Below are 19034 nucleotides of genomic sequence, written 5' to 3'. Positions count from 1 at the left end.
TCGCGCCGGATCGCGCCCAGCGCGTCGTCCATCCTATCGAATCATCGCCCGCACCTGCGGTCGCCACCCCTCAGGCGGCGGCGCGCGCGAGGAAGCGCTCGTGGAAACGCGTCTCGCCCGTGATCTCCGGGTGGAAGCTCAGCCCCGTCAGGGCGCCCTGCTCGACCCCGACCACGCGACCGTCCGGAAGCGCGGCGAGCACGTGGGCCCGCGGTCCGACCTCGTCCACGACGGGCCCCCGGATGAAGGCCGCCCGGACCCGAGGAGCGCCCAGGGGTGCGACATCCAGCTCCCCCTCGAACGACTCCGTCTGCCGACCGAAGGCGTTGCGGCGCACGGTCACGTCGAGACCCCCGAAGCTCTCCTGCCCGGGGATGCCGTCGCGGATGCGATCGGCGAGCAGGATGAGCCCCGCGCACGTCCCGAGCACCGGCAGCCCGTTCGCGATCGCCTGCCGGATGGGATGCTGCAGACCGAAGGCCCGGGAGAGTTTGTCGATCACGCTCGATTCGCCGCCCGGCAGGACCAACCCGTCGATCTCGCTCAGGTCCGCGGGACGACGGACCCGCGACACGCGCGCACCCAACTCCTCGAGCACGAGCGCGTGCTCGCGCACGTCGCCCTGCAGCGCGAGGATGCCGATCCGCGGGCTACCAGCCACGCTCGGAGAGCCGGTGCGGCGCCGGGAGGTCGCTGACGTTGATGCCGACCATCGCCTCGCCGAGTCCGCGCGAGACCTCCGCGATCAGCGCGGGGTCGTCGTGGAAGGTGGTCGCCTTGACGATGGCGGCCGCCCGCCGTGCCGGGTCGCCCGACTTGAAGATGCCCGAGCCCACGAAGACACCGTCGGCCCCGAGCTGCATCATCATCGCCGCGTCGGCCGGAGTCGCGACTCCCCCGGCGACGAACAGGACGACCGGCAGCTGTCCGCTCTCCGCCACCTCGGCCACGAGCTCGTACGGTGCCTGCAGCTCCTTCGCGGCGACGTAGAGTTCGTCGCGGGTCATGGAGCGCAGGCGGTTGATCTCGCGGGTGATCGTGCGGATGTGCTTGGTCGCTTCCGAGACGTCACCCGTGCCGGCCTCGCCTTTCGAGCGGATCATCGCCGCCCCCTCGGTGATGCGCCGCAGCGCCTCGCCCAGGTTGGTGGCACCGCAGACGAACGGCACGGTGAAGCCGAACTTGTCGATGTGGTTCACGTAGTCGGCGGGCGAGAGGACCTCGGACTCGTCGATGTAGTCCACCCCGAGCTCCTGCAGCACCTGCGCCTCGACGAAGTGGCCGATGCGCGCTTTGGCCATGACGGGGATCGAGACCGCGTCGATGATGCTGTCGATCATGTCGGGGTCGCTCATCCGCGACACGCCGCCCTGAGCGCGGATGTCGGCGGGAACGCGCTCGAGGGCCATCACCGCGACGGCCCCGGCGTCCTCGGCGATCCGCGCCTGGTCCGCGGTGACGACGTCCATGATGACGCCGCCCTTGAGCATCTCGGCGAGTCCGCGCTTGACGCGTCCGGATCCGGTGGTGGCTGCCTTCTCGTCCATGTCGTTCCTCTCGTCCCGGACCGAAGTCCGGCATTGATCTAGGCCAAACCGTACCATCGTCCTGGGCGTTCTAAAATCGAGTCGAGGAATGATGACGATCGATATCACGGGCACCACCGCGGCCGACATCGCAGACAGCGTGCGCGCGCTGCGTGATCGCGGTGAGCTGCGTCCCGGCGACTCCCTGCCTCCCGTGCGAGAGCTCGCGTCGTCCCTCGGCGTGAACAGGAACACGGCGGTGGCCGCCTATCGCCAGCTCGCGCAGGCCGGGATCGTCGTGTCCCGAGGCCGCGCCGGCACGACGATGGCCGGGGCCGGCGCCGTCGCGCAGGAGGGTTTCGCGCCCGACACCGTGCTGCGTGACCTGGGCACCGGCAACCCCGACCCCACGCGGATCCCCGATCCCTCCGCCGCGCTCTCCCGCATCGCATCGCGTCCCGTGCTCTACGGCGAACCCGTCATCGACCGAGACCTCGAGCGCTGGGCACGCGAGTGGGTGTCCAGCGACCTCGCGGCATCCGACTTCCGCATCACGGTGACGAGCGGCGCCGTCGATGCCGTCGAACGCCTCTTGGCGCAGGCCCTGACGCGCGACGACGCGGTCGCCCTCGAAGACCCGTGCTTCCTGTCGAGCATCCACACCGTCCGCCTCGGCGGCTACCGCCCGGTGCCGGTGCCGGTCGACGAGGAGGGAATGACCGTCGACGGCTTGCAGGCCGCGCTCGACGCCGGCGTGCGCGCCGTGATCTGCACTCCGCGCGCGCAGAATCCGACCGGAGCGAGCCTCACTCCCGAGCGCGCCCGTGCGCTCCGTGCGCTCCTGTCCGAGCATCCGTACGTGCTCGTCATCGAGGACGACCACTTCTCGATGCTCTCGCAGCGGCCGTACGAGTCGCTGATCGCCCCCGGCCACCACCGGTTCGCGCTCGTGCGGTCGGTCTCCAAGTTCCTCGGGCCCGACATGTGCCTCGCCGTCGCGGCGACCGACCCCGCCACCGCCGAGCGCCTCGCCATGCGACTCAGTCCCGGCACGACCTGGGTCAGTCACCTGCTGCAGCGCCTGACGCTGGCGCAGCTCACCGACGAGGCGGTCGTCGCCCGGATCCGGGACACGGCGGCCCACTACGCGGCACGCAACGACGCCGTTGCGACACGTCTGCGCGACCGCGGCTTCGACGTGCGCTCCACCGACGGCCTGAGCCTGTGGGTGGGCTTCACCCGCCCGGCGCGCGAGATCGCCGAGCGTCTCATGCGACGCGGCTGGCTCGCGCGCACCGGCGACGAATTCACCCTTCACGAACAGGCGGCACCGTCCACCCACCTGCGCCTCACCGTCCACGACCTCTCCGACGACGACACCGCCCGCCTCGTCGACGACCTCATCGCCTGCGCGCGGTGACCACCGGCGTCGCTCCCCGCCCCTCCCCGAAAGAAGGCATCCCGAGATGAAGATCCTCTCCGTCCAGTCCGCCGTCGCATACGGCCACGTCGGCAACTCCGCCGCCGTCTTCCCCCTGCAGCGCATCGGCGTCGAGGTGCTGCCCGTCTACACGGTGAACTTCTCCAACCACACCGGGTACGGGTCATGGCGGGGTCCGCTGATCTCCCCCGACGATGTGCGCGACGTGATCACCGGCATCGAGGAGCGCGGCGTCTTCGGCGGCATCGACGCCGTGCTGAGCGGATATCAGGGCGGCGAGGGCATCGGCGACGTGATCATCGATGCCGTGGCCCGCGTCAAGGCCGCGAACCCGAGCGCGCTGTACGCGTGCGACCCCGTGATGGGGAACGCGAAGTCGGGCTGCTTCGTCGCGCCGGCCATCCCGGTGCTGCTGCGGGAGAAGGTGGTGCCGGTCGCCGACATCATCACCCCGAACCAGTTCGAACTCGGATTCCTCACCGATACCGAGCCCGACACCCTCGAGTCGACCCTCGCGTCCGTCGACCTGGCCCGGGCGATGGGGCCGAAGACGGTGCTCGTGACGAGCGTCGAGCGTCCCGACCGCGAGGAGGGCACTATCGAGATGCTCGCCGTCGACGACGAGGGCGCATGGATCGTGCAGACGCCCCACCTGCCGATGAAGGCCAACGGCTCCGGAGACGTCACCGCGGCCCTCTTCACCGCGCACTACGTCGAGACGGGCAGCGCGCAGACCGCACTGGAGCGCACGGCGTCAAGCGTGTACGACCTGCTGAAGGCGACGCTCGAGTCGGGTGAGCGGGAACTGCAGCTCGTCGAGGCGCAGGAGTGCTACGCACACCCGCGCATGCAGTTCACCGCCCGCCAGGTGCGCTGAGCACCGGCCTCGCGGACCCGTCGATCAGGCGGGATCCGCGGGGGTCGGCCAGGCATTCGCCACGGCTTCCCGCACCTCTCCCAACAACTGCGGCAGAGCCTTGGTCTTGGCGATGATGGGGAAGAAGTTCGCATCGGACCGCCAGCGCGGCACGACGTGCTGGTGCAGATGGGCATCCACTCCTGCGCCGGCGACCGCCCCCTGATTCATGCCGAGGTTGAAGCCGTCGCAGCGCGACACCTCCGCGAGCACGCGCATGGCGGTCTGAGTGAGGGCGCCGATCTCGGCGACCTCCTCGGCGGATGCCTGATCGTAGGTCGCGATGTGGCGGTACGGGCACACCAGCAGGTGGCCGGAGTTGTACGGGAACAGGTTGAGGAGCACGTAGGCCGTCCTCCCCCGTGCGACGATCAGCCGCTCGGCGTCCGGGTGCTTCGGCGCCTCGCAGAAGGGGCAGTCCTCCCGCAGCGGCTCCGGCCCGGCCTGGATGTACGCCATCCGGTGCGGGGTCCACAGCCGCTGGAACTCGTCGGGCACTCCGACGAAGTCGGCGGCGGGCTCCAGCGGCTGCTCGGTCATGCCAGGTCCCCGGCCTTCTGCACGAGGGTGTGCTCGGTGATCGCACGACGGATGCGCTCCACCGCGTCGGCGACCGGGATGCCGTTCTCCTGGGATCCGTCGCGGAACCGGAACGAGACCGTTCCCGCCGCACGATCCTGCTCGCCCGCGATGAGAAGGATCGGCACCTTGCCCGTGGTGTGCGTGCGGATCTTCTTCTGCATGCGGTCGTCGGATGTGTCGAGCTCGGCGCGCACGCCCTGGTCGCGCAGGGTGCGGATGACGTCGCCGAGGTAGTCGGCGTAGTCCTCCGCGACCGGGATTCCCGCGACCTGAAGCGGCGAGAGCCACACCGGGAAGTCACCGGCGTAGTGCTCGAGCAGGATCGCGAAGAAGCGTTCGATCGAGCCGAACAGCGCGCGGTGGATCATGATCGGACGCTTCTTCTGGCCGTCCTTGTCCATGAACTCGAGGTCGAAGCGCTCCGGCAGGTTCGGGTCGACCTGCACGGTCGAGAGCTGCCACGTGCGGCCGATCGCGTCGCGTGTCTTGAGGTCGATCTTGGGGCCGTAGAACGCGGCTTCTCCCGGCACCTCGGTGAGCTTGAGACCGGAGGCGACCGCCACCCGACGGAGGGCGTCGGTCGACGTCTCCCAGAACTCGTCCGAACCGATCCACTTCGACTTCTCGTCGTCCTTCATCGACAGTTCGAGCTCGAAGTCGGTGAGCCCGAAGTCGCGGAGCATCGAGAGGATGAAGTCGAGGACCTTCGCCACCTCGCCCTCGAGCTGGTCGGGAGTGACGAACAGGTGGGAGTCGTCCTGGGTGAATCCGCGCACGCGGGTGAGGCCGTGCAGCGCGCCGGAGAGCTCGTTGCGGTACACGGTGCCGTTCTCCGCGAAACGCAGCGGCAGGTCGCGGTAGCTCCGTGCGCGCTCCTTGTAAATGAGGATGTGCATCGGGCAGTTCATGGGCTTCAGGTAGTAGTCCTGACCCTGCTTGGTCACGTTGCCGTCGGCGTCGCGCTCCTCGTCCATCACGATGGGAGGGAACATGCCCTCCTTGTACGTCACGAGGTGGTTCGAGGTGAGGAAGAGGTCTTCCTTGGAGATGTGCGGCGTGTACACGTAGGTGTAGCCGCCCTCGATGTGGCGCTTGCGGGCGTGCTGCTCCATCTCGCCGCGGATCATGCCGCCGCGGGGATGCCAGACCGAGAGGCCCGAGCCGATCTCCTCGGGGAAGGAGAAGAGGTCGAGTTCTTTGCCGAGCCGGCGGTGGTCGCGCTTGGCGGCCTCTTCGAGACGGTGCTGGTACGCGCGCAGTTCGTCCTTCGACGGCCAGGCCGTGCCGTAGATGCGCTGGAGCTGCGGGTTCTTCTCACTGCCGCGCCAGTACGCCGCGGCGATGCGCGTGAGGTCCCAGCCGTTCCCGATCATGCGGGTGTTCGGCAGGTGCGGTCCGCGGCAGAGGTCCTTCCAGACGACTTCGCCGTCGCGCGTCGTGTTGTCGTAGATGGTGAGTTCGCCCTCGCCGACCTCGACCGACGCGCCCTCCGCGGCTTCCTTGCCGCCCTTGAGACCGATGAGCTCGAGCTTGAAGGGCTCGTCGGCCAGTTCGGCCCTAGCCTCGTCGTCGGTGACGACACGGCGCACGAAGCGCTGGCCTTCGCGGACGATGCGCTGCATCTCTTTGGTGATGGCCTTGAGGTCGTCGGGCGTGAACGGCGCATCGACGCCGAAGTCGTAGTAGAAGCCGTCGGTGATGGGCGGGCCGATGCCGAGGTTCGCCTGCGGGTTGATCCGCTGCACCGCCTGCGCGAGCACGTGCGCCGTCGAATGGCGCAGGATGCCGAGTCCGTCGGGGCTGTCGATGGTGACCGGCTCGACCTCGTCGGCATCGGTCACGGGGGTCGCGAGGTCCTTGAGGATGCCGTTGACGCGCATGGCGACGACGGATCGGTCAGAGAACAGGGCGAAGCCGTCTGTCGGCTGGGCGTTTTCAGGCACTGATCACTCCATCTGGGTCTCGATCTAGGCTACTCGCATGCCCGGCGACCGCCGACCGCCCGGCGGAGGCGTCAGGCTCCCGCGTCCGCGGTGGTGCTGTCGAGGGCCGGAGCGAGCATGATGATCGCGGCACCGACCAGCGCAACGGCGGAACCGATCCAATCCCACACCGTCGGTGCGAAACCGTCGACGATGATCCCCCACGCGAGCGAGCCGGCGATGAAGATGCCGCCGTACGCCGCGAGCACCCGGCCGAAGTTCGCGTCGGGTTGCAGGGCGGCGATGAACCCGTAGGCGCCGAGCGCCATCACCCCGAGCACCGCGAACAGCCAGCCGCGGTTCTCCTTGACCGCCTGCCACACGAGCCATGCGCCCCCGATCTCCGCGGTCGCGGCGAGGACGAACAGGACGACGATGCGGAACACGGTCATCGTGCCAGTGTGCCAGCAGCCGACGCGGCGGGTAGCGTGAGCGGATGATGAGAACAGCGGCCCGGTGGATGCTCGGGCTCGGCCTCGCCGCGATGGGTGTGCTGCATTTCGTGCAGACGCGCGGCTTCCGCCTGGTCGTTCCCGACTGGGCCACCCGCGTCACCCGCCTTGATCGCGACGCGATCGTGATTGCCTCCGGTGCGGCCGAGATCGCACTCGGGGCCGGGCTCATCGCTCTCCCGCGCGAGCAGCGGCGGATCGGCGCGGCGACGGCGGCCTTCTTCGTCGCCGTCTTCCCGGGGAACGTCCACCAGTGGCGCACCCGCCGATCGGCGCCCGGGCTCGACACCGATGCGCGTCGCTTCGCCCGACTGTTCCTGCAGCCCGTCCTGGTGGCATGGGCGCTATGGTCCACCTCCTCACCGCGCCGAAGTCAAGGCCGCCGCTGACATTTCCCCCGGTCCTCGTCGGAGGTCAGAATGGGGCGATGGCATCCCCTTCGATCGTCTGGTTCCGCGACGACCTCCGCCTCGCCGACAATCCGGCGCTGCGCGCCGCGATGGACAGGGGCGAGCCGATCGTCGCGCTCTTCGTGCTCGATGAAGAGTCCCCGGGGCTGCGCCCCTATGGAGGTGCCGCGCGGTGGTGGTTGCACCACTCCCTCGCCTCCCTGCAGGAGCGCCTCGCCGAGCGCGGGGTGGACCTCGTGCTGCGGCGGGGGCCCGCCGAGCGCGTGGTCCGAGAGGCGGTCGCAGATGCCTCGGCCGGTGCCGTGTTCTGGAATCGCCGCTATGCCGGAGCCGCACGAGAGATCGATGCCGCACTCAAGTCGTCGCTGCGGGAGGACGGTGTCGAGGTCGCCTCCTTCGCGGGGTCGCTGCTGCACGAACCGTGGACCGTGAAGACGGGGTCGGGCACGCACTTCTCGGTGTACAGCCCGTTCTGGCGTGCCTGTCTCCGCCTCCCTGCTCCGCGCACCCCGCTCCCGGAACCCCGCGAACTCGACGGGCTGCAGCGCGGGCCGGCCTCCGATCGGCTGGACGACTGGCAGCTCCTCCCCACGGCACCCGACTGGGCGGGCGGTCTCCGTGAGACCTGGGAGCCCGGCGAGCCCGCGGCCCGACGCCGCCTTCACGCCTTCCTCTCCGAGGACGTGGCGACGTACGACCGCGCGCGGGACGAACCCTCCGCGGGCGCGACATCGCTGCTCTCTCCGCGCCTCCGGTGGGGCGAGCTGAGCCCCTTCACCATCTGGCACGAGGCGACAGGGACCGATGCGGCATCGGGCTTCCTCTCGGAACTGGGCTGGCGGGAGTTCGCCTGGCACACGCTCTATCACTTCCCGGATCTCGCGAAGAAGAACCTCCGGTCGGAGTTCGACGCTTTCCCGTGGCCGCGCCTGCGGCCGTCGCACCTGCATGCCTGGCAGCGCGGGGAGACGGGTATCCCCCTGGTCGACGCGGGCATGCGCGAGCTGTGGCACACGGGCTACATGCACAACCGAGTGCGCATGGTGACCGCGTCGTTCCTCATCAAGAACCTTCTCATCGACTGGCGGCGGGGCGAGGAGTGGTTCTGGGACACGCTCGTCGACGCGGATGACGCGAACAATCCGTTCAACTGGCAGTGGGTCGCCGGGTCGGGCGCGGATGCCGCTCCGTACTTCCGCATCTTCAACCCGGAACTGCAGGCGAAGAAGTTCGATCCGCGCGGCCTGTACATCTCGCAGTGGGCATCGGACGCGCCGGACGAGCCGATCATCGATCTCAAGGAGACGCGTGCGGCGGCGCTCGCCGCGTACGACGTCGTCAAGCGCGCGCCCCGCGACTGAGCATCCGGTCGACCGGCCGGGCGGGGGACGAGCCGCACGCGTCGCGGTCGCAATACCATCGAAACGACCCCCTCGTCTTCGAAAGGACTCCCCTATGCTCGCCGGCGGATTCGATGCCCTGACCGAGAGCGACCTCCGCGCGGCCGGAAGCGTCAAGTGGACCGCCTTTCCCGACGTGATCGGCGCGTTCGTGGCCGAGATGGACTTCGGAGTGGCGCCCGCGATCAAGACCGCGATCGGGGAGGCGCTCGATGCCGGGCTGGCCGGCTACCTGCCCGAGCACCTCGCCGCCGACCTCGCCGCGGCGACGGCGGCCTGGTACGCCGATCACTACGGATGGGAGGTGCCCGCGACCCGCGTGAAGCACGTCCCCGATGTCATCGCCGCGTTCGAATACGCCATCGAGCATCACACCGCACCCGGATCGGCCGTGATCGTGCCCACTCCGGCCTACATGCCGTTCCTGATGGTCCCGCCGATGCACGGGCGACGCGTGATCGAGGTGCCGCAGGTCGTCGTCGACGGTCGCTGGGTGCTCGACCACGACGCCGTGACCGCGGCCTTCGCCGACGGCGGCGAGATGCTTGTGCTGTGCAACCCGCACAACCCGCTCGGTACGGTCGCAACCCGCACGGAGCTGGAACTCGTGGCGAAGACCGTCTCCGCGGCAGGCGGACGCGTGTTCTCCGACGAGATCCACGCTCCCATCGTCTACGCGCCCGCCCGGCACATCCCCTACGCCTCGGTCTCCGACGAGGCGGCCGCGCACACCCTCACCGCGACCTCCGCGTCGAAGGCCTGGAACCTCGCGGGCCTCAAGTGCGCGCAGGTGATCCTGTCGAACGAGGCGGACGTCGAGCTCTGGGAGCGAGAGGGCATGTGGACCGGCCACGGGACGTCGACGGTCGGCGCCGTCTCGAACGTCGCCGCCTACCGGAACGGTGGCGGCTGGCTGGACGAGGTCGTGCAGTACCTCGACGGGAATCGGCGCGCGCTCGCGGAGCTTGTCGCGGAGCACCTTCCCGATGTGCGACTGGTGCTGCCGGAGGGCACCTACATCGCCCTCCTCGACCTCCGCGAGACAGGGCTGACTGGCGACCTGGGCGCATGGTTCCGCGAGCACGCCGGCGTCGCGATGACCGACGGCGCCGCCTGCGGCGAGGCCGCGGTCGGATTCACGCGCTTCGTCTTCGCCATGCCCCGACCGCTCATCGAGCAGGCCGTCCTGCGCATGGCCGAGGCACTCCGCTCCCGTTGAATCGCGCCCCGTCTCCGACGCGAACGGTCAGTGCGCCCCACGCCTCCGGGCCGCCGCGGTGTCGGCGCGCACCCCGTCCCGAGAGGGCTCGCCGTGCCCGGGGAGCACCAGTGACGCCTCGCTCTCGTCGAGCACGTCGAGCGACCCCAGCGCTTCAGAGGTGTCCGCGGTGGCGGCACGGGCGACGATCTGCGGGCCGCGCTCGCCCGTGTACGGATCGAGGGTGACGAGCGCATCGCCGGAGATCAGAACCCCGGTCTCCTCGAAGAAGAACGCACAGTGGCCCCCGGTATGGCCCGGAGTCCAGAGCGCGATCGGCATTCCGGGGGCGTCGACGGGATGCCCGTGCGACACGCGCCCGGTCACTTCGATGCCGCGCACACCCAAAGCCCCTCGCAGAGCCATGCGCGTGATGGGCGGGATGCCGCCCGGGTGGGAGAGCAGGTAGGCGACGCGCGCCTCCTCCGGTCGGTAGCTGTACGGATGCCGAGCGAGGTGGACGTCGCGCGGATGCACGTGCGCGTCGACGCCGCGGCTCTGGAGCATGCGCCCCATCCCGACGTGGTCGAAGTGCCCGTGGGTGAGCACGAGCGCGTCGATGTCGGAAACGGTGGCCCCGAGATGCGCGAGCACCTCGGTCAGCGCGCCGCGCGAACCGGGAAGGCCGGCGTCGTACAACGTCAGGCCTTCGGTCGTCTGCAGCAGGTAGCAGTTGACGTCCGCCACCGCGATGCGGAACACCCCCGCCGCCACCTCGGACCAGCGGCGCGCAGCGCTCACTGCTCCCCTCCATCATCGGTCGGGCCACGGCCCGCATCGAACTCCCGCTCGTACCGCTCCCGCGCCTCGGCGAGCAGGGCCTCGTCGAGGATGGCGACCGGTTCGACCTCGTCGATCAGCGGCTCGCAGTCGGGGCCACGGCCGCACACCCGCCCGCGCAGGATCCACGCGATCCGTTCCGGTTCGTCCTCGGCGAGATGCTGATACTGCGACAGTTGACGCGCCAGCCAGTCCTCCAACGGGCGCGTCCACCATTGCTCGGCGTCCAACGGGTTCACCGACAGCCCCGGCAGTTCCAGCCCGCTCTCGGTGTCGACGCTCGAACGGGCGGCATCGGCATCCGGCCCCTCGGAGTACCGCACATGCAGTCCGGGCCAGGCCCGGACCACGGCCGCGAGCTGCGCGAGATGCGAGACGCGGCGCAGAGCCGCATCCGGGGCGTCGGTGTCGTCGTCGACGACGGGGGCTCGATCGTTCAGCAAGGCGTCGATGTCGTGCATGCGTCGGACGGTAGGAAGCGTCGGAGCTCCATGACAGGGGGCTTGACAGGATCGGCAATGACGCCCCGAGCGCGAACGCGGGATAGCGGGCGAAGATAGCGCGTCTCCCTCACCCCGTCAACGCCCTCTCAGGCGATCCACAGCCCCCCTAACGTCGGTCACTCCTGTTACACCCATCTGGAGGCACTCATGACCGACACCGCACGACGCACCCACGGCTACGCCGCGACGCCGATCCAGAAGACCGCCCTCATCGTGGGCATCGTCTTCCTCCTCGTCGGAATCGCCGGCTTCATTCCCGGACTCACCCACTCCGCCGAGCACCTGCACGGTGCGGGGGCCGATTCCGAGGCGCATCTCCTGGGCGTGTTCCAGGTCTCGGTGCTGCACAACTTCGTGCACCTGGCCTTCGCGATCGCGGGTATCGCCCTCGCCGCACGTGCGCGCTCGTCGCGCCTGTACCTGATCATCGGCGGTCTGGCCTACCTCGTCGTCTGGCTCTACGGTCTGATCGCGGTCGGCAATGATTCGCTCAACTTCATCCCGGTGAACGACGCGGACAACTGGCTGCACCTCGCCCTCGGCATCGGCATGGTGCTCCTCGGCATCTTCGTCAGCCGCGAGCCCCGCGTCCCTGGCAACGGCAACCGCACCGCCCGCGCGTGACCGATCTGCATCGACGGAGCCGACCATGCGCGCGATGACCTATCGTGGCCCGTACAAGATCCAGGTCGCCGAGAAGCCGGAACCGCGGATCGAGCATCCCAACGACGCGATCGTGCGTGTGACGCACGCCGCCGTCTGCGGGTCCGATCTGCACCTCTTCCACGGCATGATGCCGGACACCCGGATCGGTCACACGTTCGGCCACGAGATCGTGGGCATTGTGCACGAGGTCGGCCCGTCGGTGCAGAATCTCTCGGTCGGAGACCGAGTGATGGTGCCGTTCAACATCTCCTGCGGCACCTGCTACTTCTGCAGCCGCGGCCTGCTGTCGAACTGCCACAACGTCAACCCCAACGCCACCGCCGTCGGCGGGATCTACGGCTACTCCCACACCACCGGGGGCTACGACGGCGGGCAAGCGGAGTTCGTCCGCGTGCCGTTCGCCGACGTGGGCCCGTCGGTGGTGCCCGACTGGCTGTCGTCGGAGGACGCCCTGATGCTCACGGATGCGTTCTCGACGGGCTACTTCGGCGCTCAGCTCGGTGAGATCGCCAAGGGCGACACGGTCGCGGTCTTCGGCGCCGGCCCGGTCGGGCTGGCCGCAGCTCGGTCCGCGTGGTTCCTCGGAGCCGGGCGGGTCATCGTCGTCGACCACCTCGACTATCGGCTCGAGAAGGCCCGCGACTTCGCGTACGCCGAGACCATGCACCTCCGTGAGGTCGGCGACATCGTCCTCGCGATGAAGCGCGCGACCGGCCACCTCGGCGCCGACGTCGCCATCGACGCGGTCGGCGCGGAGGCCGACGGCGGCCTGGTCCAGCACATCACCGGCGCGAAGCTCAAACTCCAGGGCGGGTCCCCCGTCGCGGTGAATTGGGCCATCGACTCGGTGCGGAAGGGCGGCACCGTCTCGGTCATCGGGGCCTACGGCCCCCTCCCCTCGTCCGTGCGTCTCGGCGACGCGGTCAACAAGGGGCTGACGGTGCGTGCGAATCAGGCGCCGGTGAAGCGGCAATGGCCCCGCCTGCTCGAGCACATCCGCGAGGGACACGTGAGGCCCTCCGATCTGCTGACGCACCGCTTCCCGCTCGAACACATCGCCGAGGCTTACCACGTGTTCTCGTCGAAGCTCGATGGCTGCATCAAGCCCGTCATCACCGTCGGAGAGGACTGATCATGCCCTACCAACCCGCCAAACCCCTCCTCGCTCCGACGCCGGACGAGCTCCGCGCGCGCATCCCCGGCTGGGGCACCGACGCCGCGCCGAAGCACCGTCGCACGTGGCAGCAGCTCGAGGATTTCGGGGACACCGGTGCGCACTGGATCGAACCCGACCGGCAGCCCGGGGGCGAAGACAGGGAGCGCTCGATCGAGCACGGGATGCTCCCGCCGGTGTTCGGTACCGCGCAGCCCCTGCACGGCCTGTCCGGCGCGATCCGGCGCATCGCCTACGACCGGCTGAGCGAGACCAAGAACACGCGCTGGCTGCTGCTCGTGCTGGGCGACCGCGTCGAGTCCGTCGAAGCCCACCTGCGCTCGTTCCTCACGCCCCGTCCCGACAATCCGATCACCCAGACCGGAATCCTCGCCGAGGCGCGGCATCGACCGCTCGCCTCCCGATTCGGACGGGGACGTATCGACCTGCGGCACACCTGGCTCGATCCGATCATCGTGGCCGGGCCCTGGATCGCCGCGGTTCTGCTCGCGGTATCGACGCTACGGCGTCGACGTCGCTGAGCACCGTCCTCGTCTGCGGCCTGAGTGCCTCATCGGCGGCTCATAGTAGGCGCAGTGAATTCTGATCGGTTCCTCCGGGATCGTGGTGCGGACACGCACCGCTCCCCGAAAGGACCCTTCCATGAGCCGCATCCCCGATCCCGACATCACACCCGACGGCCCGCTGTACCAGGGACGACCGCTCGATCGGCCCGATGAGGAGGTCGTCGACCAGGGCGCCCCTTTCGACATCCGTACGGTGATGAGCCGTCGCGGCGTGCTCGGGTTCGCCGGTCTCGGCATCGGGGCGATGATCCTGGCGGCCTGCGGGACGGCCCCGTCCGCGTCGTCCGCCTCACCGTCGCCGTCCGACGCGGGCGGCACGGACGACACCGGTGCGGAAACCGACAGCGAGATCCCGGAGGAGACGGCCGGTCCCTATCCGGCGGACGGCACCAACGGTCCGGACATCCTCGAGAGATCCGGCATCGTACGTCGCGACATCACCCGCTCCATCGACGGCGGCGCAACCGCGACGGGAGTGCCGCTGACGATCGAGTTCCAGCTCGTCGACGTGGCGAACGGCGATGCGCCGTTCGCGGGAGCTGCTCTGTACGCGTGGCACTGCACCGCTGAGGGTGACTACTCCATGTACTCCGACGGCCTAGAGGACGTGACGTACCTGCGGGGCGTGCAGGTCGCGGATGCCCAGGGCCGGGTGTCGTTCACCTCGATCTTCCCCGGTTGCTACGCCGGCCGATGGCCGCACATCCACTTCGAGGTATATCCCGACGTCGCCTCGATCACCGACGCGGCGAACGCGATCGCGACCTCGCAGATGGCGCTGCCGCAGGCGGAGAGCGCCGCGGTCTATGCTCTCGACGGGTACGGAGGGTCGGCGCGCAACCTGAGCGCTGTGAGCCTCGCGCAGGACACCGTGTTCGGCGACGACTCCGCCTCCTCGCAGCTGGCGACGGTCAGCGGCGACGCCGACGCCGGGTACACCGCAACCCTCGTCGTCCGTATCGACACGCGCACGGCTCCCGCATCGGTATCCGCTCCCGCGGGAGGCCCCGGCGGGCCACGTGGTTGAACGCCATCAACGACGAAGCCCCCGGCGTGAACCGGGGGCTTCGTCTGGTGGTGCGCGATACTGGGATCGAACCAGTGACCTCTTCCGTGTCAGGGAAGCGCGCTACCGCTGCGCCAATCGCGCCTAGAAGGCTATTCATTTATCGGTGAGGTGGCGACGGGATTCGAACCCGTGTAAACGGCTTTGCAGGCCGGTGCCTAGCCGCTCGGCCACGCCACCGTGTGGATTGACCCCACGTGCCGTGGACCTTCTGACGAAGATCCCCTGCACTCGAGCGGATGACGAGACTCGAACTCGCGACCCCAACCTTGGCAAGGTTGTGCGCTACCAACTGCGCTACATCCGCATTTCGTTCCCGGTTGTTGTCCCGGGCACTCATGAAACATTAGCCCAAGATCGACGAGTGTCAAAACCCGACGCGAATCTCGCGCGTGTCTCTCCGGATGGTCACGAGCACCGCTCGGTGTCCGGTAGTATCGGTTGTCGGCCCCCTGGGGCCCTGGGCGATTGGCGCAGTTGGTAGCGCGCTTCCTTCACACGGAAGAGGTCATCGGTTCGAGTCCGGTATCGCCCACCACATCGAGACAGGAGGCCCGCGGTCATCGCGGGCCTTCTGCGTTCCCGGCATCCGCTCCCCTCGCACGCTCCCCCGGATCCCGCCCCTGGGCGAGCCGGTAAGCCGGCTGGCGCAGCGCGGCCACCCATCCGTACGGCTGCGTGCCGGGGACCGGATGCCGGTCGACGTCGAAGCGCAGCGTCGGGTCGTCCCCGGACCGGGCTGCATCCAGAACGATCTCGCCGATCGGATGCCACCTGCCTCGCGGCGTCGCGGCCGAGAGCGTCAGGCGCCAGGTATCGCGGAACACCGCTCGACGAAGCGCCGCGAAGTCGGCGGGCAGTCGTCGTGGTGGAATGGTGCGCGCGCAGAACAGCATCGGCCCGCGCTCGGTCCGTACCGGGAGGATGCTCGAGTAGCTCGCCCGGTCTGGAGTGAGGTGCGGAGCAAGCACGAAGCGGCCGGGCACCCCGACACCGGTCGCGGAGAGTTGCAGGTCGACGGTTCGGCCGTCGATCACGCCGCGCAGGGCGAGTCCGTAGACATCCGGCACGCCGTCGGGGAACCCGATGGAACGGGACAGGCGCGCCACGATGGGGAACGCGATCCGTCCGGCGGGCTCCCCCGTCTCCCCCGTCTCCCCCGCCGCCGCGACGAGGATCGCGCGCACGACATCGCCATCGAGCACCGCCTCACCGTCGAAGACCGCACCGCGCGAGTGGATCGGCCGCGGACGACGCATCAGCAGGACGAACGCGATCCCGCCGCGCAGCGCGAGGCCGAGCAGGCGGAAGAGCATCCGCATCATGCGACCGGAAGCGGGGCTTCGCGGGCGCCCGAGCCCGCGTCCGACTGCGCCAGACCCGACCGGCATGCTCCGATGGCGACGTCAGCGAGGTTCCCCCGCAGAGCCAGCTGCTCGCGTTGCCAGTCCGCGCCCGTTCCCCGAGCGACGATCTCTCGAATGCCTTCCGCGACCCGCTGCAGATCACCCGCCCGATCGAGGGCGGGTTCCACGTGGCGCAGCAGCGTCTCGAAGGCGGTCTCCGCGGTCCAGCGCTCCCCCGTCCGAGGGTCGACCTGATCACCGCGCACCCCCGTCATCGCCGCCCGCCAGGTGGCCAGGCGCAGCATTCGTTGATCACTGCCGGCCGGCGGCACCCCTCGCCGCGCCTCCTCAGCGGCGGACTCGACCAGCGCTCGACAGAGACCGGCGATCGTCACGGCGTCCCGCTCACGGAAGCAGACGTCCGCGATGCGGATCTCCACCGTCGGGTGGTGCCGCGACAATCGTGCGTCGAGATAGAGCATCCCGGCATCGAGAAGGGTGCCCGACTCCAACAGCATTCGTTCGTGACGTCGATACGACCCTCCATCGCCGAACACGGGGTTCGGCCCGGAGCAGGGCCAACGGTTCCACACGTCGCTCCGATAGCTCGCATAGCCCGTGTCGACACCGTTCCAGAACGGGGAGTTCGCGGACAGGGCGAGCACGAGCGGAAGCCACTCCCGTACGCGGTCGAGCACAGCGACCCCCTCGTCCGCCGACCGGATCGAGACGTGCACGTGGAAGCCGCACGTCAGCGACGAACGGGCTGTCACCCCGTAGCGGCGCGTCATCTCCCGATACCGGGCCGTGGGCGTCGTGTGCGGTATGAGCGGCAGCGGCGAGGTGGCGAGAGCCACCGCCCTGGCGCCCACCTCGCGGGCGGCCGCATCCGCCACCCGTCGCGACGAGGCGATTCCATCGGCGAGGTCGGCGAGCTCGCGGCAGGGAGCTCCGACCGCCTCGATCATCTCCTGCTGCAGCTCTGCTTCCAGCGTCGTACCCGCCCCCGCCCGCCGCAGGAGCTGCGGGGCGACCGCCATGGCGCGACCGGTCGCGCCATCGATCAGCAGAAGCTCCTCTTCCACACCGAAAGTCCTCATGGGGCGATTCAGCGCGGTGACATGCTGAGCGTGAAGCGTCTTGACAAAGGCCGACACGTTCTGCAGCCCGCGAGACGTGTGGTGCCCGCGCCGAGGCCGCCTCGCTCCGGCCCCGCTGCCTCCTCCCCCTTCCTCCCGCCCCCTTCCTTCCGCTCCCGGGACCTCGCTAACGTCGGATTGGAGAGCGGGAACGAAGCCGACACGAGGAAGAGCACATGGAGAACGCAGACGTCGTCGTGGTCGGAGCCGGCGTGGCGGGTCTGACCGCTGCTCGACTCCTCGAGATCGCCGGGCGTCGCTGCGTGCTCGTCGAGGCGCGCGACCGCATCGGCGGTCGTGTGAGCACGGACCGCTCCGACGGCCGCGTGACCGACCTCGGCGCGTCGTGGATCCACGGCATCACCGACAGCCCGGTCGCCGCCGCCGCGGCGGCGTTCGGTCTGCGGACGGTCGAGTTCACCGTCGGCGGATATCAGCCGGACAGCCGCCCGATCGCCCATTACGGCCCGGATGGCGACCGCCTCAGTGACGAGGAGGCGCGACGCTACGTCGACGACATCCACGCCGTCGACACCGCGTTGCTCTCCACCATCGACGCCTCCGGTCCCGCCGATTCGTACCGCGACGTCACCGAGGCTGCACTGGCCGTGCAGGGGTGGGATGCCGCGCGGACGCAGCGCGTGCGCGAGTATCTCGAGCACCGCGCGGAGGAGCAGTACGGCGCGTGGATCGACGACCTCGCGGCGCACGGCCTCGACGACGACGTGATCGACGGCGACGAGGTCGTGTTCCCCGACGGGTACGACGCGCTGCCCGCGCACCTCGCCGAGGGCCTCGACATCCGCCTGTCGACGCCGGCGACTCGCGTCGAGTGGTCGCCAGACGGCGTGCTCATCACCACCGCCCACGGGGCGTTCAGCGCACGGCAGGCGATCGTCACCGTCCCGGTCGGAGTGCTGCAGTCCAGCGACCTGGTGTTCTCCCCCGCGCTCCCCGAAGCGCACGCCGCCGCACTGTCGCGGTTGGCGATGAACCGCTTCGAGAAGGTCTTCCTCCGCTTCCCCGAGCGCTTCTGGGAGCCGGACGTCTACGCGATCCGTCAGCAGGGCCCCGAAGGCCGGTGGTGGCACTCGTGGTACGACCTCACCCGCCTCGACGGAGAGCCGACTTTGCTCACCTTCGCCGCCGGGCCCGCCGCTGAGCGGACGGCGGACTGGGACGATGAGCGGCTCGTCGTCTCGGTACTCGCGCAGCTGCGCCGCCTGTACGGCGACCGCGTCCCCGCTCCCACTGCGGTCCATCGAACCGCGTGGCAGCACGACCCGTGGTCGCGCGGCTCGTACGCGTTCATGCGTCCGGGCTCGACCACCGCCGATCACGATGACCTCGCCGTGCCCATCGGCGACCGGCTGCACCTCGCCGGCGAAGCGACCTGGACCGACGATCCCGCGACCGTGACGGCGGCTCTGCTGTCCGGGCACCGAGCCGTGGAGCGGGTGCTCGGCAGGCCCGTTCCGATCGATGCGCTGTGGGACGGCGACGCCGCTCGCGCCGTCTAACACGCGCGGCGTCGGTGCACCACCCCCTCGGCCCAAGCGAGCGGACCGGAGAGCATCGAAGGACAGCGGCCGCCCGCCCCGGGGCAGCCCGACCGAGAGGAGTGAGCGATGAGCGACATCGAGAACCAGAACCCGATCGCCGGAGCAGAGGACGACCGCATCGCCGGCGACGGCAGCGGCGACCCGAACAGCGACCGCGCCTTCCTGCAGGACCTGCCGCCGGCTCAGGACCAGCGCCTGGACGACGCGGAGGTCGACGCCACCGACCCGCTCGACGAGGACGACATCGACGGGGAGTGACCTCTCC

The 19034-nt window shown here is 69.7% G+C and carries 20 protein-coding genes and 4 tRNA genes; 12 read left to right on the top strand and 12 right to left on the bottom strand.

The window, feature by feature from the left end; genetic code table 11:
* Positions 1 to 70: 70 nt before the first annotated feature.
* Complete coding sequence (gene pdxT, locus AC3A3J_RS10020) at positions 71 to 661, bottom strand: pyridoxal 5'-phosphate synthase glutaminase subunit PdxT (RefSeq protein ID WP_487672134.1); 591 nt, start codon at positions 659 to 661, stop codon at positions 71 to 73.
* Positions 651 to 1547, bottom strand: a complete 897-nt coding sequence (pdxS, locus tag AC3A3J_RS10015; protein ID WP_487672133.1) for a pyridoxal 5'-phosphate synthase lyase subunit PdxS — start codon at positions 1545 to 1547, stop codon at positions 651 to 653. Before pdxS ends, pdxT begins: the two co-directional genes overlap by 11 nt.
* 91 nt (positions 1548 to 1638) lie before the next feature.
* On the opposite strand from pdxS, the gene AC3A3J_RS10010 reads away from it, so the two are divergent.
* Positions 1639 to 2946 (top strand): aminotransferase class I/II-fold pyridoxal phosphate-dependent enzyme, encoded by a 1308-nt coding sequence (locus tag AC3A3J_RS10010; RefSeq protein WP_487673095.1) that lies wholly within the window; start codon positions 1639 to 1641, stop codon positions 2944 to 2946.
* A 46-nt stretch (positions 2947 to 2992) separates the two neighbouring features.
* Positions 2993 to 3844: a pyridoxal kinase PdxY gene (pdxY, locus tag AC3A3J_RS10005; protein ID WP_487672132.1), complete on the top strand. Its 852-nt coding sequence runs from the start codon at positions 2993 to 2995 to the stop codon at positions 3842 to 3844.
* 24 nt (positions 3845 to 3868) lie between these two features.
* Here the strand turns inward: pdxY and AC3A3J_RS10000 are convergent, their stop codons facing one another.
* The 3 genes from AC3A3J_RS10000 to AC3A3J_RS09990 form a co-directional block, all read right to left on the bottom strand.
* Entirely contained in the window at positions 3869 to 4423 is a 555-nt protein-coding gene (locus tag AC3A3J_RS10000) for an HIT family protein (protein ID WP_487672131.1), read from the bottom strand.
* Entirely contained in the window at positions 4420 to 6345 is a 1926-nt protein-coding gene (gene thrS, locus AC3A3J_RS09995) for a threonine--tRNA ligase (protein WP_487673094.1), read from the bottom strand. The genes AC3A3J_RS10000 and thrS overlap by 4 nt, the downstream gene beginning before the upstream one ends.
* A gap of 134 nt (positions 6346 to 6479) precedes the next feature.
* Positions 6480 to 6839, bottom strand: a complete 360-nt coding sequence (locus tag AC3A3J_RS09990; RefSeq protein ID WP_487672130.1) for a YnfA family protein — start codon at positions 6837 to 6839, stop codon at positions 6480 to 6482.
* Positions 6840 to 6883: 44 nt separating this feature from the next.
* Between AC3A3J_RS09990 and AC3A3J_RS09985 the strand changes: the two genes are divergently transcribed.
* The 3 genes from AC3A3J_RS09985 (at position 6884) to AC3A3J_RS09975 (ending at position 9928) form a co-directional block, all read left to right on the top strand.
* On the top strand, positions 6884 to 7288 hold the full coding sequence (locus AC3A3J_RS09985; RefSeq protein ID WP_487672129.1) for a DoxX family protein: 405 nt from the start codon (positions 6884 to 6886) through the stop codon (positions 7286 to 7288).
* A 38-nt stretch (positions 7289 to 7326) separates the two neighbouring features.
* Complete coding sequence (locus tag AC3A3J_RS09980; protein ID WP_487672128.1) at positions 7327 to 8670, top strand: cryptochrome/photolyase family protein; 1344 nt, start codon at positions 7327 to 7329, stop codon at positions 8668 to 8670.
* A 94-nt stretch (positions 8671 to 8764) separates the two neighbouring features.
* Complete coding sequence (locus AC3A3J_RS09975; protein WP_487672127.1) at positions 8765 to 9928, top strand: MalY/PatB family protein; 1164 nt, start codon at positions 8765 to 8767, stop codon at positions 9926 to 9928.
* Between the two features lie 27 nt (positions 9929 to 9955).
* Here AC3A3J_RS09975 and AC3A3J_RS09970 read toward each other — a convergent pair whose 3' ends face one another.
* Both AC3A3J_RS09970 and AC3A3J_RS09965 read right to left on the bottom strand, forming a co-directional pair.
* A complete protein-coding gene (locus AC3A3J_RS09970) occupies positions 9956 to 10708 on the bottom strand; it encodes an MBL fold metallo-hydrolase (RefSeq protein ID WP_487672126.1) in 753 nt (250 codons plus the stop codon).
* Positions 10705 to 11208, bottom strand: a complete 504-nt coding sequence (locus AC3A3J_RS09965; protein WP_487672125.1) for a DUF6098 family protein — start codon at positions 11206 to 11208, stop codon at positions 10705 to 10707. Before AC3A3J_RS09965 ends, AC3A3J_RS09970 begins: the two co-directional genes overlap by 4 nt.
* Before the next feature lie 189 nt (positions 11209 to 11397).
* Here AC3A3J_RS09965 and AC3A3J_RS09960 point away from each other — a divergent pair, with 189 nt between their 5' ends.
* The 4 genes from AC3A3J_RS09960 (at position 11398) to AC3A3J_RS09945 (ending at position 14683) form a co-directional block, all read left to right on the top strand.
* Positions 11398 to 11874: a DUF4383 domain-containing protein gene (locus AC3A3J_RS09960; protein ID WP_487672124.1), complete on the top strand. Its 477-nt coding sequence runs from the start codon at positions 11398 to 11400 to the stop codon at positions 11872 to 11874.
* A 25-nt stretch (positions 11875 to 11899) separates the two neighbouring features.
* Positions 11900 to 13048, top strand: coding sequence for a zinc-dependent alcohol dehydrogenase (locus tag AC3A3J_RS09955; protein ID WP_487672123.1), 1149 nt, complete (start codon positions 11900 to 11902; stop codon positions 13046 to 13048).
* A gap of 2 nt (positions 13049 to 13050) precedes the next feature.
* Entirely contained in the window at positions 13051 to 13611 is a 561-nt protein-coding gene (locus AC3A3J_RS09950; RefSeq protein ID WP_487672122.1) for a hypothetical protein, read from the top strand.
* Positions 13612 to 13732: 121 nt separating this feature from the next.
* A complete protein-coding gene (locus tag AC3A3J_RS09945) occupies positions 13733 to 14683 on the top strand; it encodes an intradiol ring-cleavage dioxygenase (RefSeq protein WP_487672121.1) in 951 nt (316 codons plus the stop codon).
* 48 nt (positions 14684 to 14731) lie between these two features.
* Here the strand turns inward: AC3A3J_RS09945 and AC3A3J_RS09940 are convergent.
* The 3 genes from AC3A3J_RS09940 to AC3A3J_RS09930 form a co-directional block, all read right to left on the bottom strand.
* Positions 14732 to 14806, bottom strand: a tRNA-Val gene (locus tag AC3A3J_RS09940).
* A gap of 25 nt (positions 14807 to 14831) precedes the next feature.
* A tRNA-Cys gene (locus tag AC3A3J_RS09935) sits at positions 14832 to 14902 on the bottom strand.
* Between the two features lie 54 nt (positions 14903 to 14956).
* Positions 14957 to 15029, bottom strand: a tRNA-Gly gene (locus AC3A3J_RS09930).
* A gap of 155 nt (positions 15030 to 15184) precedes the next feature.
* Here AC3A3J_RS09930 and AC3A3J_RS09925 point away from each other — a divergent pair.
* Positions 15185 to 15260: transfer RNA gene (locus tag AC3A3J_RS09925), tRNA-Val, on the top strand.
* Between the two features lie 22 nt (positions 15261 to 15282).
* On the opposite strand, the gene AC3A3J_RS09920 is transcribed toward AC3A3J_RS09925, so the two are convergent.
* Positions 15283 to 16038, bottom strand: a complete 756-nt coding sequence (locus AC3A3J_RS09920; RefSeq protein ID WP_487672120.1) for a hypothetical protein — start codon at positions 16036 to 16038, stop codon at positions 15283 to 15285.
* A gap of 5 nt (positions 16039 to 16043) precedes the next feature.
* Complete coding sequence (locus tag AC3A3J_RS09915; protein WP_487672119.1) at positions 16044 to 17168, bottom strand: carboxylate-amine ligase; 1125 nt, start codon at positions 17166 to 17168, stop codon at positions 16044 to 16046.
* A 215-nt stretch (positions 17169 to 17383) separates the two neighbouring features.
* On the opposite strand from AC3A3J_RS09915, the gene AC3A3J_RS09910 reads away from it, so the two are divergent.
* Both AC3A3J_RS09910 and AC3A3J_RS09905 read left to right on the top strand, forming a co-directional pair.
* The gene (locus tag AC3A3J_RS09910; protein WP_487672118.1) at positions 17384 to 18727 is read left to right on the top strand and encodes a flavin monoamine oxidase family protein; all 1344 of its coding nucleotides are present in this window, start codon (positions 17384 to 17386) and stop codon (positions 18725 to 18727) included.
* A gap of 108 nt (positions 18728 to 18835) precedes the next feature.
* Entirely contained in the window at positions 18836 to 19027 is a 192-nt protein-coding gene (locus tag AC3A3J_RS09905; protein WP_487672117.1) for a hypothetical protein, read from the top strand.
* The last annotated feature ends 7 nt before the right edge of the window (positions 19028 to 19034 follow it).

It is taken from the genome of Microbacterium sp. Soil_N32, assembly GCF_057655505.1.
The sequence above is the reverse complement of the archived record's forward strand: the minus strand, read 5'-3'. Positions and strand labels throughout refer to the sequence as shown.

Excerpts from the sequence above, each read along its gene's own strand:
- AC3A3J_RS09990 (WP_487672130.1), bottom strand. The coding sequence starts at position 6,839 with ATGACCGTGTTCCGCATCGTCGTCCTGTTCGTCCTCGCCGCGACCGCG.
- pdxY (WP_487672132.1), top strand. The coding sequence starts at position 2,993 with ATGAAGATCCTCTCCGTCCAGTCCGCCGTCGCATACGGCCACGTCGGC.
- AC3A3J_RS09975 (WP_487672127.1), top strand. The coding sequence starts at position 8,765 with ATGCTCGCCGGCGGATTCGATGCCCTGACCGAGAGCGACCTCCGCGCG.
- AC3A3J_RS10000 (WP_487672131.1), bottom strand. The coding sequence starts at position 4,423 with ATGACCGAGCAGCCGCTGGAGCCCGCCGCCGACTTCGTCGGAGTGCCC.
- AC3A3J_RS09980 (WP_487672128.1), top strand. The coding sequence starts at position 7,327 with ATGGCATCCCCTTCGATCGTCTGGTTCCGCGACGACCTCCGCCTCGCC.
- AC3A3J_RS09915 (WP_487672119.1), bottom strand. The coding sequence starts at position 17,168 with ATGAGGACTTTCGGTGTGGAAGAGGAGCTTCTGCTGATCGATGGCGCG.
- AC3A3J_RS09985 (WP_487672129.1), top strand. The coding sequence starts at position 6,884 with ATGATGAGAACAGCGGCCCGGTGGATGCTCGGGCTCGGCCTCGCCGCG.
- AC3A3J_RS09920 (WP_487672120.1), bottom strand. The coding sequence starts at position 16,038 with ATGCTCTTCCGCCTGCTCGGCCTCGCGCTGCGCGGCGGGATCGCGTTC.
- AC3A3J_RS10010 (WP_487673095.1), top strand. The coding sequence starts at position 1,639 with ATGACGATCGATATCACGGGCACCACCGCGGCCGACATCGCAGACAGC.
- AC3A3J_RS09910 (WP_487672118.1), top strand. The coding sequence starts at position 17,384 with ATGGAGAACGCAGACGTCGTCGTGGTCGGAGCCGGCGTGGCGGGTCTG.
- AC3A3J_RS09955 (WP_487672123.1), top strand. The coding sequence starts at position 11,900 with ATGCGCGCGATGACCTATCGTGGCCCGTACAAGATCCAGGTCGCCGAG.
- thrS (WP_487673094.1), bottom strand. The coding sequence starts at position 6,345 with ATGCGCGTCAACGGCATCCTCAAGGACCTCGCGACCCCCGTGACCGAT.
- AC3A3J_RS09945 (WP_487672121.1), top strand. The coding sequence starts at position 13,733 with ATGAGCCGCATCCCCGATCCCGACATCACACCCGACGGCCCGCTGTAC.
- AC3A3J_RS09960 (WP_487672124.1), top strand. The coding sequence starts at position 11,398 with ATGACCGACACCGCACGACGCACCCACGGCTACGCCGCGACGCCGATC.
- AC3A3J_RS09950 (WP_487672122.1), top strand. The coding sequence starts at position 13,051 with ATGCCCTACCAACCCGCCAAACCCCTCCTCGCTCCGACGCCGGACGAG.
- AC3A3J_RS09905 (WP_487672117.1), top strand. The coding sequence starts at position 18,836 with ATGAGCGACATCGAGAACCAGAACCCGATCGCCGGAGCAGAGGACGAC.
- AC3A3J_RS09965 (WP_487672125.1), bottom strand. The coding sequence starts at position 11,208 with ATGCACGACATCGACGCCTTGCTGAACGATCGAGCCCCCGTCGTCGAC.
- pdxS (WP_487672133.1), bottom strand. The coding sequence starts at position 1,547 with ATGGACGAGAAGGCAGCCACCACCGGATCCGGACGCGTCAAGCGCGGA.